Here is a 14,118-nt window from a genome sequence, read left to right on the forward strand (position 1 = left end):
GGCTGTTAAAGAAGTGTAAAATACCCCGTGAGGGCACGCAATCTTTCTATCTTTGGGTACCAGCTAACTGTATATTTTATGCGGAAGTCCTACCTTATCCTCCTGGGGAGTATATTTATCCTTTCTACAACACTGGCCCAGGCACCTAAAAAGCATAGCTCATCTGAGTCGTACCAGCTCTTGGAAAAACTGAATTTCCTGGGGTCGGCCCTTTATATAGCCGCTCACCCTGACGATGAAAATACAAGACTGATATCCTACCTTTCAAACGAGCTCAAAGCGCGTACCGGATACCTTTCAATAACCCGTGGTGACGGGGGTCAGAATTTGATCGGAACGGAACTGCGAGAATTACTGGGTGTTCTTAGGACTCAGGAATTACTGGCGGCAAGACGTGTTGACGGGGGGGAACAATTCTTTACAAGGGCCAATGATTTTGGGTACTCCAAACACCCTAATGAAACTCTTCGTATTTGGGATAAGGAGGCCGTGCTCGGTGATGTGGTACGAGTCATAAGGAATTTCCGTCCGGATATCATTATTAACCGTTTTGACCACCGTACCCCCGGTTCAACGCATGGGCACCATACCTCATCCGCAATTTTGAGTGTTGAGGCCTTTGACATCGCCGGGTCCAAAGAGGCTTATGCAGAACAACTGCAGACATTATCACCATGGCAGCCCAGGCGCATTTTCTTCAATACTTCATGGTGGTTCTATGGCAGCCCTGAAAATTTTGAAAAGGCCAACAAGGACAATATGCTCCAATTCGATATTGGCACTTACTACCCCATGAAGGGCCTTTCCAACAATGAGATTGCTGCGAAAGCAAGCAGTCAGCACCTAAGCCAGGGATTTGGCAGGGTCTCAGAAAGGGGATCTCAACCTGAATATATTGAATTGCTCAAGGGGGACCTTCCAGAGGACAAAACAGATCTTTTTGACGGGATCAATACTACTTGGACCCGAGTGTCCGGGGGTAAAGCCATTGGCGAAATCCTGGATAAGGTACAGGCCAATTTCAATTTTAAAGATCCATCAACGCATCTTCCCGAATTAATGAAGGCTTATGATTTGATCACTGAGCTGGAAGATGCCCACTGGCGTGCAATCAAAACACGCCAGATGCAGGAATTGATCGTTGCGGTATCCGGGCTTTTTATCGAGGTTTCAGCAGCTGCCTCGGAGGCAACCCCGGGAAGTACGGCAGACCTCAATATTGAACTGGTTAACCGCAGTAAAGCCAATATGCGTCTGGTTTCTGTACAACTTGCCAATGGAAGGACGGACAGGAGAACTATTGAACTGGTCAATAACCAAAAGACAGAATTTACATTACAGACTCAAATAAATCCAAACACAACCTATACCAGTCCCTACTGGCTGGCAAAAAAAGGATCGCTGGGAATGTACAAGGTGGCAGACCCTGATCTCATAGGGAAACCGGAAACACCTCGTGCACTGGTGGTTTCTTTCAATATGGAGATCGAAGGAAAACCCATAACCTTTGATCGAGATGTCATCCATAGATACTCCAAACCCGATAAAGGTGAGCTCTATGAACCTTTTGAAATCCTTCCGGCTGCCACTGCAAGTTTCAAGGACAAGGTGCTTTTATTCACGGACGTCACTCCTAAAGAGGTTCCGGTAACCGTTGTTGCCCACAAGGATAATGTGGAAGGAGAGGTTGAGCTTAAAACAGCAGAGGGTTGGAAGGTTGATCAGTCTATTCAGAGGTTTTCCATTGACAGGAAAGGAGAGGCTGTTACGCTGAATTTTATGCTTGAGCCACCTACAGGCGAAGCAGAAGAATATATCTACCCGATTATAAGGATTAACGGCAAGGAGATCACCCACCAATTGGAGGTTATCCCCTACTCCCATATCCCAAAGCAGTCGGTACTGCTGCCTGCTGAAGTTAAAGTAGTGCGCCTCAACCTGAATAGAGCGGGAGAAAATATTGCTTATATACCGGGAGCCGGAGATAATGTTGCGGAGAGTTTAAGGCAAATAGGTTATCATGTTCAGGTTTTGGAACCTGAACAGATCCAGCAGGGAGAACTTGATAAATTTGATGCCGTAGTGGTCGGAATCAGGGCCTACAATGTATCCGAGGACCTGAAGTTCCGGCAACCCTTACTTTTTGAGTACGTGGAAAACGGAGGCACCCTGGTTCTGCAATACAATACTGCAGGCCGCAGGGACAGACCCTATGAAGAACTCGCTCCATACCCCATCCAACTCTCCAGGGACCGGGTAACAGATGAGAATTCTGAGGTAATCTTTCTGGCTGGGGACCATCCCGTACTGAACTTTCCCAATACAATTACCAAAAAGGATTTTGATGGCTGGGTGCAGGAACGCGGCTTGTATTTCCCTAATGAGTGGGACGAGCGTTTTACTCCTGTTTTATCAATGAATGATGAGGGAGAATCTCCAAAATCGGGCAGCTTATTAGTCGCACCCTATGGAAAAGGTCATTATATTTATACAGGGCTGAGTTTTTTCAGGGAACTACCTGCCGGGGTACCAGGAGCGTTCAAGTTATTTACCAACATCCTTTCAATAGGCAAGCAAGACCTGAAAAAGAAACCCAATATAAAGGGATAATATGAAACACGATTTTATCTGGAAAAAAGCATACACCTGGGTTCTTGTTTTGAATGCCCTGTATATCCTTTCCTTTTATCTAATCATGAAAGGATACCTGTAGGATGGCTTCACTGGACTGGATAATATTATCAGGGGCACTCCTTTTCATTGTGATCTACGGTGTGCTGAGGACCCGCGGCAGCAAAGATGTTTCGGACTATGTGCTGGGCGGCAAAAAGGCTAAATGGTGGACTATTGGTCTTTCCGTTATGGCCACACAGGCCAGCGCCATCACCTTCCTTTCTACTCCGGGCCAGGCTTTCCATGACGGGATGGGCTTTGTGCAATTCTATTTTGGCCTTCCATTGGCCATGATTATCATATGCATTGTATTCATTCCACTGTACCACAGGCTGAAAGTCTATACAGCTTATGAATTCCTCGAAAAGCGCTTCGATCTTAAAACCCGTACTCTGGCTGCTATACTCTTCCTTATCCAGAGAGGACTCGCTGCAGGAATTACCATTTTTGCGCCTTCCATAATCCTTTCTGCCGTATTGGGATGGGATCTGCGTACCCTGAATATTATCATTGGCCTCCTGGTTATTATTTACACGGTTTCCGGCGGAACCAAAGCCGTAAGCGTTACGCATAAGCAACAGATGTTTATTATCATGACCGGAATGATCATGGCCTTTTTCTTTATCCTTGGGTACCTCCCTGCAGATATCACTTTTGACAAGGCTATGAAAATTGCTGGTGCCAGTGGAAAGTTGGAAATACTGAATTTTGACCTCGATACTTCCAGCAGGTATACCTTCTGGAGCGGTATCACCGGAGGTCTTTTCCTCGCTCTGGCCTATTTCGGAACTGATCAAAGCCAGGTACAGCGATATCTGTCCGGCCAATCCGTTAGGGAAAGCCAATTGGGGCTTATTTTCAATGCCATTTTCAAGATACCCATGCAGTTCTTTATACTGCTGGTGGGCGTGATGGTTTTTGTTTTTTACCAGTACAATCCCTCCCCGCTGAACTTCAACCCAGCTGCAACGGAGGCTATTCTCAATTCCGATCGGGCAGAAGAATACCAGCTTCTCCAACAGGGGCATCTGGAAATTGAAAAAGAGAAAAAGGCAGCTCAGGATTCCTATTCCCTTGCTCTTGACTCTGGAAATCAGGATGAGATCCGCGGCGCCGAGACCCTGCTTACGGAAGTTATACAGATTGAAAAAAATAACCGGGATGCGGCACGGAGCCTTATTGCCAAAGCAGATGATGTTGTTGAGACCAATGACAAAGACTATGTCTTTATCCATTTCATCCTCAACTATCTGCCCACGGGCCTAATTGGCTTGCTGCTGGCGGTAATCCTGTCTGCTGCCATGTCTTCCACGGCTTCGGAACTCAATGCTCTTGGAACCATAACCGCTATAGACCTTTACAAGCGAAACAGAAAAGATTCCTTTGCAGCCAAACATTATGTAATGGCCTCCAAAGGGTTTACCCTACTTTGGGGTATAATAGCAATACTGATTGCCTGCGTCGCGAACCTGTTTGATAACCTGATACAATTAGTGAATATTATCGGATCTATATTCTACGGTAACGTGCTGGGGATTTTCCTTCTGGCATTCTTCTTCAAGTTTGTAAGGGGCAATTCGGTTTTTATTGCAGCAATTGCCACACAGGTAATTGTTATTATAGGATTTAGCCTGGATTGGATGTCGTACCTCTGGTTAAACGCCTTCGGTTGTGGTTTGGTGATCCTGTTGGCCTTACTGCTGGAGGTTTTTGACCGTTTCCAGAATAATCCTACCCTCGATAACATAAAAAAACCGACGGGTTAATGACCGCCGGTCTTTCTTAAGCTGTTTTCTCTTGGATTACATTGCACCCCATTCTTTGAGGGAATCCATGTTCATTTTTACATAATCCGCATTGTTGGCTGCCTTGGCATCTGCCAGTGATTTTTTAGCAGCTTTGATAGCTCCGGCCTTATCTCCCATCTTAGCATAAATAAGGGACTGTTGTCTGCTCATCCAAAAGGCCTGGTCGTTCATAGAAACGGCTTTGTCAATCCACATCTTGGCCTTGTTCAGATCCAAATCCTCCTGTAAATAGTAAAGGGCTGCAGAGAAATAGTCGTTAGCGGACGGCCCACCCATGGCGGCTTCGATGCTTTGTTGTGCCTTAGCTCTGGTAGGAACCGCAAAAGGTACTCCTACTAAGGTTTTTTCCCACATCATACCCAGCGCGGCCCCGTTATTGGTAAGATTGTAGAAATTCATAGTAAATGTTTGGACATCGTCCGCAAGTGCGTATACCGGAACATTTATCTGTGCCGCTATCTTTGATTCATCCCAGTTAGAAGGTGTGCCTCCACCTGCTGTATCGGTGTAGAAGTAAATGTCCCAGCTGGATTGTCCTGGTTTGGTGAAAATCGCATACGTGCCGGCCTTAAGTGTAGTTTCACCAATGGTTACATCATCACTAAAGGTAATTTTAGTTCGTGCATTGGCACCGGTACGCCAGACCTTATCAAATGGTACCAGGTCTCCAAAAATGGTGCGGCCTCTCATGGATGGCCTGGAATACTCCAGGGTTACATCAGTAAGTCCAACTACCTGGTGAATTTTGGAAAATGGACTGGGCTGTGGGGTGGAAATTTGCCCCTGCAGGCTAAAAGACATTACTGCAGCAGCTACTAAAAGCAATAATTTTTTCATATCAAAAGGTTTACGTGTTCCACACAAAGCTAAAGATTAACGCAGGTGCAGATTGTTAAGAAATCCTTAAATAAGCAACGTTTAGACAATTCAATCCAGAAAAAAAGGTTTGGCAATTGTTGTGCCCCGGAGGTAAAAAGCTAGGTAGTAAACAGAACTGCTTAATGCAGATATATCAATTTGATTACCAGTGTTTTGATCGCCAATTAGCCCATCTACTCTGCGACCTGTCGTATCAAATATTTCCCAGCCAATAACCTCCCTGTTGGTTTGCAGGGTATACTCCAGGGTCTTGGTTCCAAAAGGCACGAATACGGACAATTGGGTGCTCACTGTCTCTTCACCGGTATCACCGTTATCTTCAGGTTCTTCAACGATATCCTCAGTTTGCAGGCTGAATAGCGAGGGATTTAAAGTGATTGGAGGTGAATCCCTGCTAAAAGCCTCGGAAGACAGCAAATAGTTGTTTTCATCAATAGCAGCTATGGCCTCAATCTGCGCAAATCCAATATCCAGATTAAAACGTTGTCCCGATCCCGTTAAACTGAAAGGAGTAGCAAGGTCTGTAAGACGATAGAGGAAAGGCTGTAGTAAAGTGCTGTATCCCACAAAATAAACCACCTCTGACCCCGTATGGTAAGCTGCTCCGGTTACCAGCCCGTTAATGGCATTGCTGCCTGCACGCTGCGCAATATAATCACCGGGTGTTTTGGGCAACGTATATGCAACAGTTCCAAGGGACTGCCATTGTTTGGTAAATACAATGAGTTCATCTCCATAAGAAATAAGCGCTTCAGCGTCCCAGTCACTATCGGTTTCCGCATCAAAAACAGTTTGGTCTGCGTACGAATAACTAATGACCTCGGCAGTTGCTGCAGTTCCTGTATCCAATTCCGATAAGAGTACACGATAAATCCTCAGGTCCGTCCGGGCACCCAGGTTATTACCAATATCACCGATATAGAGGTAACGCTCATCTCTGGCCAGGTCTTCCCAGTCTATATTCTGCGCTCCGTTAATTTGAATGGTTCTTCGGATGCTGAAATTAAGGGTGTCAATTTCGTAAATCACTGCTTCTGATCCGGAGTCGTTATGGGTGTAAACCTTACCGTTGTAAAACATAAGACCGGAAGTTTCCCGTATTTCCTGAGGCAAGGTACCCAGGAAGGACAGTTGTGGTTGTGCTTGAAGGCCAAACCCCAATAGCAATACAAGTATTTGTCCGAACCGGATAATAAGTGTTCCCATATCTCGCGGAAAAGGTACGAAATCGAGCCCAGCACAACCAAAAATTCGGCCATTCCGCTTTTTAAATAGCTGTCTGTATCCAGAATTTATTTTTGTTTAACAATATAAAAGCATATATTAAACAAAATGAGTTTATCTTTGTTCAAAAGCAAAGATGAAAATCTACTCCTTACATGCCAGACAAGCGCTGCCTATCAAGAGGGATCAGGCCTGGGAATTTTTGTCTGATCCGGCTAACCTAAAGGTAATTACCCCAGATCATATGGGTTTTAAGATTCATTCCGGCGCAGAAAGATCCATGTATGCAGGACAGATCATACAATATAAAGTTTCTCCTTTTCCAGGATTTACAACCAAGTGGGTAACCGAGATCACTCATGTGGAAAAGGGCTCCTATTTTGTGGACGAGCAGCGTTTTGGGCCATACAAATTATGGCATCACAAGCATTTTATTCACCAGATTGATGAGGGAATGGAGATGGAAGACCTTATCCATTACAAACTACCCCTGGGATGGCTGGGCCAGTTAGCACACCCCATTCTGGTTAAAAAGCAGTTAAAGCAAATCTTTTCCTACCGGGAAGCTAAACTCAAGGAGTTGTTTGGATCGGTTCCAGGTAAGGAAACCCAACTAAAATTCGATAGTTTTTAATATGAAAAAGAACATTCTACTAATTGGAGGCTCCTATGGAATTGGCAATGCTCTTGCGTCAATGCTCCAAAACGGAAATCAGGTTTTTGTAGCTTCCCGGAGCAATGAAGGATTGGAAGGCATGAGTGTTACCCACATCCCTTTCGATGCCGCTTCGGATTCACTGGATTTAAGTGCCCTGCCCGGGGAACTTCATGGTTTTGTATATTGTCCGGGTAGCATTAACCTTAAGCCGTTCAAGATGATGAGTACGGAATCCTTTGTTACGGATATGCAACTCAATTTCTTCAACCTCGTCAAGGTTACCAAAGAAGTTATGCCATTGATGGCAACGGGTTCCAGCATTGTTTTTTTCAGCACAGTTGCGGTAGGTACAGGAATGCCTTTTCATAGCAGCGTGGCAGCAGCTAAAGGCGCTATTGAGGGCTTTGCCAAATCTCTGGCAGCTGAATATGCCCCTAAAATCAGATTCAATGTAGTAGCGCCATCCCTCGTGGATACGCCCCTAGCTTCCCGATTGCTGAGCAATGACCGCAAACGTGAAATGATGGCAGAACGCCATCCATTAAAGCGCTTTGGAAAAGCAGAAGATATTGCTGCAGCGGCAGCTTTCCTCTTGTCTGAGGATAGTAGCTGGATGACCGGCCAGATACTCGGTATAGACGGTGGCCTTTCTACCTTAAACGTAAGCTAAATGGCTCAGGAAGTCTGCTTGTTCTGGTTCAGGAGAGACCTGCGAATTGAAGATAATGCAGGTCTTTTTTCAGCTTTGAAATCGGGTTACCCTGTTCTGCCTCTGTTTATTTTTGATTCGGAAATCCTTAATTCCCTGCCAGAAGACGATGCCCGTGTGAGTTTCATACACCAGAACCTACAGCGTATTCGGGAATCCCTCAAACAATCAGCCGCATCATCCTTAGCTATATTTCAAGGTAAACCAGGAGAAGTTTTTCAAAATTTACTGGAAACATATGACGTTAAGTCCGTTTATACCAACGAAGACTACGAACCCTATGCCCTAAAACGGGATTCAGCCATATCAGCACTCCTGGCTGACCGCCAGATCCCTTTTATATCCTGTAAAGACCAGGTAGTTTTTGCTAAAGATGAGATTACCAAGGACGATGGAAACCCTTATGTGGTATACACCCCCTACATGCGAAAATGGAAAGCTTCGCTGGAGCCGGTAAATCACCTGCAGGAGCATAACAGCCAGGATCATCTCAATGCCCTGATAAAGGATACTGACCTCCCCAACCTGAGTCTGGAGGAAATCGGGTTCAGACCTTCGGAGATACAAGTACCGCCATATAAAGTAGATAGTTCCATAATTGACCAGTATGGTAAAAAAAGGGATTTCCCGGCCGTTAATGGCACCTCACGCCTTGGTCCACACCTCCGTTTCGGAACAGTTTCCATCCGTCATCTGGCTAAAAAAGCCCTCAGGAGCAAGGAGGAAACTTTTCTTAATGAACTTATCTGGAGGGAATTTTTTATGCAGATCCTATGGCATTTCCCCAGAACGGTACACGAATCCTTTAAAAAGCAATACGATAATATTGTTTGGAGAAATGATCAATCCGAATTCGAAAAATGGAAAGAAGGAAAGACAGGATATGCCCTTGTAGACGCCGGCATGAGGGAACTGAATGCAACAGGCTATATGCACAACCGAGTTCGCATGCTGGTTGCCAGTTTCTTATGCAAGCATTTGCTCATTGACTGGCGTTGGGGAGAAGCCTATTTTGCAGAAAAGCTCCTGGATTTTGAACTGAGCAGCAATGTGGGCAACTGGCAATGGGCCAGTGGTAGCGGGGTGGATGCAGCTCCTTATTTCCGGATTTTCAACCCCATGACGCAAATCGAAAAATTCGACAAGCAACGACGATACATAAAAAGATGGGTTCCGGAATTTGAAACGGAGGCTTATCCCGAAAAAATAGTCGACCATAAAATGGCTCGCGAGCGCTGCCTGGAAACTTACAAGGCAGCCCTGAATTAAGCTTCATTTTTTCCTTATATTTAAAGCAGGCCGATTTGACATTTGGTGCTTTCCTGACATTTTGGTTTTTCACCCTTAAAGAAATGTTTTTAGGATATTAAACAGACTAAACCTATGAAACGTATTATTACTTTTTTACTGCTATTATCTATTTCTTCTCCCTTGTTAGCTCAAAATATGGGAAAGAACAAAAGGGATGTTATTGCTGCCATAGAGGAGAACAGGGAAGCATTCATAAATGCCAGTGATTCCATCTGGGCACTGGCTGAAACTGCATTTGATGAAACTGTTTCAGCAGAAATCCTGGCCAGTATGGCAGAATTTAATGGGTTTAAGGTTGAACGCGGTGTGGCGGGCATGCCTACTGCTTTTGTTGCCACTTATGGATCAGGAAAACCCGTTATTAGTGTACTTGGTGAGTTTGATGCCCTTCCGGGTATCTCTCAAAAAGCGCAACCTGAAAAAGAAGCCTTAAAAGAAGGGGCGGCTGGGCACGGATGCGGACATAATCTCTTTGGTGTGGCCAGCCTGGCATCGGCCATTGCAGTCAAAGAACTCATCGAAGATGGAAAACTTAAGGGAACCGTAAAATTCTTTGGAACCCCTGCCGAAGAGAAGTTTTTTGGAAAGATTTGGATGGTACGTGAGGGGCTCTGGGATGATGTGGATGTAAACCTTAGCTGGCATCCGGGAGCAAACACCGAAGCAGATGTGCAAAGCACCCTGGCACTGGTTGATTTTAAGGTAGAATTCTTCGGGCAGGCTGCCCATGCTTCTGCCGATCCCTGGAACGGGAGAAGTGCCTCAGACGCACTTGAATTATACACTACAGGGATCAATTACTACAGGGAACACATCAAACCCACGGTAAGAATCCATTACCATATTCAGGATGGCGGACAGGTAGTAAACGTTGTACCTGATTACGCCAAACTTTGGGTTAGGGTAAGGGATACTAAACGCAGTGGGATGTTGCCTGTTTATGAACAGGTTCAAAAGATGGCCGAGGGGGCTGCTATCATGGCCAATGTGGATTATAAAATATCGCTTATTTCCGGGATCTATGAAGTGCTTGTAAATCGCAGCGGAGGTGAAATCATGCAAAAGAACCTGGAGTTGCTTGGGCCCATTACCTATACCAATGAAGAAACCGCTTTTGGCAAGAAGATCCAGGCCGCAACGGGCAAACCGCTGGTGGGAATGGATAGTAAGATCAGTCCGCTTAAAAGAACCCTGGAAAACCCCGGAGGGGGCTCTACGGACGTGGGAGACGTAAGCTGGAATGTTCCTAACATAAACCTGAGCGTTACGGTTGCTCCAAAAGATACCCCCTGGCATTCCTGGGCTGTAGTGGCCTGTGGTGGAATGAGCATTGGGCACAAAGGCATGATCTATGCCGCCAAGGCTCTGGCGATGACTATGGTAGACCTGTACGAAAAACCAAAGCTGGTAGAAAAGGTTAAGCAGGAATATATTGAGAGAAAAGGAGATGAAATATACAAACCCCTCGTGCCGGAAGGTCCACCTCCCGTTGGAAACTAAACATACAAACAATTAAACCTATAAAAAGAGCAAACCGATATGGCAGAAAGAGAGATTATCAAAGAATATCAGAATGGCGACCTTGTGGTGGTGTGGAAACCCAAGTCGTGCATTCATTCCGGGATTTGTGTAAAAACCCTTCCCAAAGTCTACAATCCGAATGAAAAGCCCTGGATAAAAGCTGAAAATGCCACTACAGATGAACTAAAAGCCCAGATAGACCTGTGCCCTTCCGGGGCCCTGAGTTATTATATGAAAGGTGAAAAGCAGACAGCAAGTCCTGCTGTACCGGCAACCCGGGTGGAAGTAGCTTCAGGTGGTCCCCTGCTGGTTCACGGTGCAATCGAAATAACCGGCACTGATGGACAGGTGGAAATGAAAAAGCGTACAACAGCTTTTTGCCGATGCGGAGCCTCCGGGAACAAGCCCTACTGCGATGGAACCCACAACAAAATTGATTTTTCTGATTAAAACCCCCATTAGATGAAAGGAACAGGCATATTCGTTTCGGGTCGTTGGCCTATTATAAAAGCCCCTTTGTTTTTCCTTTTCGCACTGCTCATGAATTTATTGAATGCTCAGGAAAATTCGGAACTTATCTCTCAGCTGGAAACCTATGCGCTGGACACAGGTAAGCGAACTGTTGTCCTGACTGAGAATGCCCATTTTGAAGCCCCCAACTGGAGCACTGACGGGTCTTACCTGCTCATAAACCAGGAAGGCAAACTTTACAGGGTTTACCTCAAAGACAGCCGTAAGGAGCAGCTGAATAGCGGCATGGCCACACGTTGCAATAATGATCATGGCATTTCTTTTAGCGGAAAGCTTATTGCTATAAGCAACAACGATCCCCCCCCAAACCCTAACTCAGGAGGTTCACGTATTTACGTGCTGCCTGTCACGGGGGGAAAACCAGAACTGATCACTCCAAATGCCCCCTCCTACTGGCATGGCTGGTCTCCGGATGATAAGTGGCTGGTCTATGTGGCAGAACGGGGTGGAGAATACGACATTTATAAAATCAGCTTGGATGGTGGTGATGAAATACGGCTGACCGATTTACCTGGCCTTCAGGATGGTCCTGAATACAGTCCGGATGGTAAATATATTTATTACAATTCCGCCCACTCCGGGTCTATGGAGTTGTGGAGGATGGACCCGGACGGGAAGGAGCATACGCAATTAACAGACGATAAGTTCTCCAATTGGTTCCCACACCCGTCACCTGATGGCAGGTACCTGGTTTACCTTTCTTACCTTCAGGACCAGGGTGAAGGCCATCCGCCAATGAAAGAAGTGGCCTTGAAATTAATGGACCTGAAGGACAAGTCGGTCAAAACCCTTACCTCCTTTACCGGGGGACAGGGAACCATAAATGTACCTTCCTGGTCTCCTGACAGTAAACATTTTGCCTTTGTAACCTACAGGTACAAATAAAAACGATCAAACTAAAATTCCTTTATGAAATACATGCTGATGTCCGTTATCTTGCTGGGGTTATCCACCAGCAATGCCCAGGAATTTGACTTTCATTACGATCATTATTCTTTCGTAGTCCAGGATTTAAAAAAGGTTGGGGATTTTTATGCGGAGGTACTTAAACTTGAGGAGATTCCCCATCCATCAGATCCTGATGGGTTTAGATGGTTCAGGATCCGGGGCAGCCACCAGTTGCACCTTATTGGCAAGGATACAGTGGTCCGCCAGGAAAATAAAAGTGTGCATCTTTGTTTATCCACGGCTAATCTGGAAACATTTATAGAACATTTAAATGCCAGAGAAATACCCTATTGGGACTGGCCTGGCAATAAAGGTGCTGTAACCAACAGGGCCGATGGGGTTAAACAAATCTATATACTTGATCCGGAAAGGAATTGGATTGAGATCAATAATGCCAAACACTAAACCCTTGTATATGAATTCTGATATCAAACGAATATATCCCCTTGGATTTCCCTGGCAGACCCAGGATCCCTTCTTGTTTTGTGTTTACCATCTGGACCATTACCCCCAAGGCAATGAGGAAATGGGTCCGGATGCCCCCCTTGAAGGAAGGAACCTGGGTGGAGATTTTGTAATTAAGGATGGCTGGCGGATGTATCACGGGAAAAAAGTACCTGGGTTCCCCTATCATCCTCACCGGGGTTTTGAAACAGTTACCATAGTTAATCAGGGGTATTGCGACCATACAGATTCCCTGGGTGCCGCGGGGCGCTTTGGGGAAGGAGACGTACAATGGATGACCGCTGGTAAAGGAGTACAGCACTCTGAAATGTTTCCGCTGATCAATCGGGATGCGCCTAATACGCTGGAACTTTTTCAGATATGGCTCAACCTGCCCAGACAGGATAAATTAACAGAGCCCTACTTCAAAATGCTTTGGCATGAAGACATTCCCATAGTAAAGCGGCAAGGGGTACAATTGAGGATCGTTGCTGGTAAATGGGGGGAAGAGAAGGGAGTAGCGCCTCCGCCAAACTCCTGGGCTGCGAATTCCCAGAATGAAGTAGGCATCTGGGAAATAACAATGGACCCTGGTGCAAGTCTTCAGTTGCCCGTAACAGGCGATTCCATCAATAGAAGCCTTTACCTCTTCGAAGGGGAAGAAGTAAGCCTTAATGATTCACAAATGAAGGTTGATCACGGTGCTGATCTGGTAGCTGGAGCAGCAATTACTGTTCAGAATGGCAATAAACAGGCTGGCCTTCTGCTTTTGCAAGGAGCCCCTATAGCTGAGCCTGTGGCAAAATATGGCCCATTTGTAATGAATACGCAGGAGGAAATACAGGAAGCCATGCGAGAATACCGTGATACGGAATTCGGAGGATGGCCCTGGCCTGAAGCAGAGTATGTTCACGACAGGGATAAAGGGCGCTTTGCGCTATATCCGGATGGACACCTTGAAGAACGAAATTAATGGAAACCCCTTTACTAGGTTTGCTGGCAGATGCAGGGTTATGCGTACTGGCCTGGATGGTTCAATTAATCGTTTATCCCGGGTTTCTGGAATACAATCCTTCTGACCTTATTTCATGGCATCGCAAATATACCCCAAGGATAACCGTTATCGTTGCACCCCTGATGCTTGTGCAGTTGGGGATAGCCATCTATCATATAATTCGGGAACCATTTGGATATAATCTTATTTCGTTTATCCTAATCCTGGCAATCTGGTTGTTTACCTTCGCCTACTTTGTTCCCATTCACCAAAAAATTGATGCGGGTAAAGCAAAGCAGGCAGATCTTCGAAGGCTGGTCAACCTGAGCTGGTCCCGGACCCTGCCCTGGACCCTGGTCTTTTTGATTAACCTGATTAATTACAGGGTTTTGTAATTCTGTAGTTACACTGCGGATAG

At 45.7% G+C, this 14,118-nt stretch carries 13 protein-coding genes; 11 read left to right on the plus strand and 2 right to left on the minus strand.

The window, feature by feature from the left end; genetic code table 11:
- Nucleotides 1-78 precede the first annotated feature (78 nt).
- Together OO016_RS09235 and OO016_RS09240 are read left to right on the plus strand one after the other, a co-directional pair.
- Entirely contained in the window at nucleotides 79-2,610 is a 2,532-nt protein-coding gene (locus OO016_RS09235; protein WP_266012804.1) for a PIG-L family deacetylase, read from the plus strand.
- 104 nt (nucleotides 2,611-2,714) lie between these two features.
- The gene (locus OO016_RS09240) at nucleotides 2,715-4,439 is read left to right on the plus strand and encodes a sodium:solute symporter family protein (protein WP_266012807.1); all 1,725 of its coding nucleotides are present in this window, start codon (nucleotides 2,715-2,717) and stop codon (nucleotides 4,437-4,439) included.
- A 36-nt stretch (nucleotides 4,440-4,475) separates the two neighbouring features.
- On the opposite strand, the gene OO016_RS09245 is transcribed toward OO016_RS09240, so the two are convergent.
- Both OO016_RS09245 and OO016_RS09250 read right to left on the minus strand, forming a co-directional pair.
- The gene (locus OO016_RS09245) at nucleotides 4,476-5,318 is read right to left on the minus strand and encodes a DUF2911 domain-containing protein (RefSeq protein WP_266012810.1); all 843 of its coding nucleotides are present in this window, start codon (nucleotides 5,316-5,318) and stop codon (nucleotides 4,476-4,478) included.
- A 90-nt stretch (nucleotides 5,319-5,408) separates the two neighbouring features.
- On the minus strand, nucleotides 5,409-6,566 hold the full coding sequence (locus OO016_RS09250; protein WP_266012813.1) for a hypothetical protein: 1,158 nt from the start codon (nucleotides 6,564-6,566) through the stop codon (nucleotides 5,409-5,411).
- A 154-nt stretch (nucleotides 6,567-6,720) separates the two neighbouring features.
- On the opposite strand from OO016_RS09250, the gene OO016_RS09255 reads away from it, so the two are divergent.
- The 9 genes from OO016_RS09255 to OO016_RS09295 all read left to right on the plus strand — a co-directional run bounded on the left by OO016_RS09255 (nucleotide 6,721) and on the right by OO016_RS09295 (nucleotide 14,095).
- Nucleotides 6,721-7,218, plus strand: a complete 498-nt coding sequence (locus OO016_RS09255) for an SRPBCC family protein (RefSeq protein ID WP_266012816.1) — start codon at nucleotides 6,721-6,723, stop codon at nucleotides 7,216-7,218.
- A gap of 1 nt (nucleotide 7,219) precedes the next feature.
- Nucleotides 7,220-7,912, plus strand: coding sequence for an SDR family NAD(P)-dependent oxidoreductase (locus tag OO016_RS09260; protein ID WP_266012819.1), 693 nt, complete (start codon nucleotides 7,220-7,222; stop codon nucleotides 7,910-7,912).
- Nucleotides 7,913-9,220, plus strand: a complete 1,308-nt coding sequence (locus OO016_RS09265; protein WP_266012822.1) for a cryptochrome/photolyase family protein — start codon at nucleotides 7,913-7,915, stop codon at nucleotides 9,218-9,220. It begins immediately after the preceding gene.
- A gap of 114 nt (nucleotides 9,221-9,334) precedes the next feature.
- The gene (locus OO016_RS09270) at nucleotides 9,335-10,762 is read left to right on the plus strand and encodes an amidohydrolase (protein WP_266012825.1); all 1,428 of its coding nucleotides are present in this window, start codon (nucleotides 9,335-9,337) and stop codon (nucleotides 10,760-10,762) included.
- A gap of 39 nt (nucleotides 10,763-10,801) precedes the next feature.
- Nucleotides 10,802-11,233, plus strand: coding sequence for a (4Fe-4S)-binding protein (locus OO016_RS09275; protein ID WP_266012828.1), 432 nt, complete (start codon nucleotides 10,802-10,804; stop codon nucleotides 11,231-11,233).
- Nucleotides 11,234-11,245: 12 nt separating this feature from the next.
- A complete protein-coding gene (locus OO016_RS09280; protein ID WP_266012831.1) occupies nucleotides 11,246-12,199 on the plus strand; it encodes a TolB family protein in 954 nt (317 codons plus the stop codon).
- Between the two features lie 24 nt (nucleotides 12,200-12,223).
- Nucleotides 12,224-12,667 (plus strand): VOC family protein, encoded by a 444-nt coding sequence (locus OO016_RS09285; protein WP_266012834.1) that lies wholly within the window; start codon nucleotides 12,224-12,226, stop codon nucleotides 12,665-12,667.
- Between the two features lie 10 nt (nucleotides 12,668-12,677).
- Nucleotides 12,678-13,679: a pirin family protein gene (locus OO016_RS09290; protein WP_266012837.1), complete on the plus strand. Its 1,002-nt coding sequence runs from the start codon at nucleotides 12,678-12,680 to the stop codon at nucleotides 13,677-13,679.
- Nucleotides 13,679-14,095 (plus strand): hypothetical protein, encoded by a 417-nt coding sequence (locus OO016_RS09295; protein ID WP_266012840.1) that lies wholly within the window; start codon nucleotides 13,679-13,681, stop codon nucleotides 14,093-14,095. Before OO016_RS09290 ends, OO016_RS09295 begins: the two co-directional genes overlap by 1 nt.
- Nucleotides 14,096-14,118 lie beyond the last annotated feature (23 nt).

This window comes from Lentiprolixibacter aurantiacus, from assembly GCF_026241225.1.
GTDB lineage: Bacteria > Bacteroidota > Bacteroidia > Flavobacteriales > Flavobacteriaceae > Lentiprolixibacter > Lentiprolixibacter aurantiacus.

Bases quoted from the DNA above. Each gene is read 5' to 3' on its own strand.
- OO016_RS09235 (WP_266012804.1), top strand. From the start codon at position 79: ATGCGGAAGTCCTACCTTATCCTCCTGGGGAGTATATTTATCCTTTCT.
- OO016_RS09245 (WP_266012810.1), bottom strand. From the start codon at position 5,318: ATGAAAAAATTATTGCTTTTAGTAGCTGCTGCAGTAATGTCTTTTAGC.
- OO016_RS09285 (WP_266012834.1), top strand. From the start codon at position 12,224: ATGAAATACATGCTGATGTCCGTTATCTTGCTGGGGTTATCCACCAGC.
- OO016_RS09265 (WP_266012822.1), top strand. From the start codon at position 7,913: ATGGCTCAGGAAGTCTGCTTGTTCTGGTTCAGGAGAGACCTGCGAATT.
- OO016_RS09295 (WP_266012840.1), top strand. From the start codon at position 13,679: ATGGAAACCCCTTTACTAGGTTTGCTGGCAGATGCAGGGTTATGCGTA.
- OO016_RS09270 (WP_266012825.1), top strand. From the start codon at position 9,335: ATGAAACGTATTATTACTTTTTTACTGCTATTATCTATTTCTTCTCCC.
- OO016_RS09250 (WP_266012813.1), bottom strand. From the start codon at position 6,566: ATGGGAACACTTATTATCCGGTTCGGACAAATACTTGTATTGCTATTG.
- OO016_RS09255 (WP_266012816.1), top strand. From the start codon at position 6,721: ATGAAAATCTACTCCTTACATGCCAGACAAGCGCTGCCTATCAAGAGG.
- OO016_RS09280 (WP_266012831.1), top strand. From the start codon at position 11,246: ATGAAAGGAACAGGCATATTCGTTTCGGGTCGTTGGCCTATTATAAAA.
- OO016_RS09240 (WP_266012807.1), top strand. From the start codon at position 2,715: ATGGCTTCACTGGACTGGATAATATTATCAGGGGCACTCCTTTTCATT.
- OO016_RS09290 (WP_266012837.1), top strand. From the start codon at position 12,678: ATGAATTCTGATATCAAACGAATATATCCCCTTGGATTTCCCTGGCAG.
- OO016_RS09275 (WP_266012828.1), top strand. From the start codon at position 10,802: ATGGCAGAAAGAGAGATTATCAAAGAATATCAGAATGGCGACCTTGTG.
- OO016_RS09260 (WP_266012819.1), top strand. From the start codon at position 7,220: ATGAAAAAGAACATTCTACTAATTGGAGGCTCCTATGGAATTGGCAAT.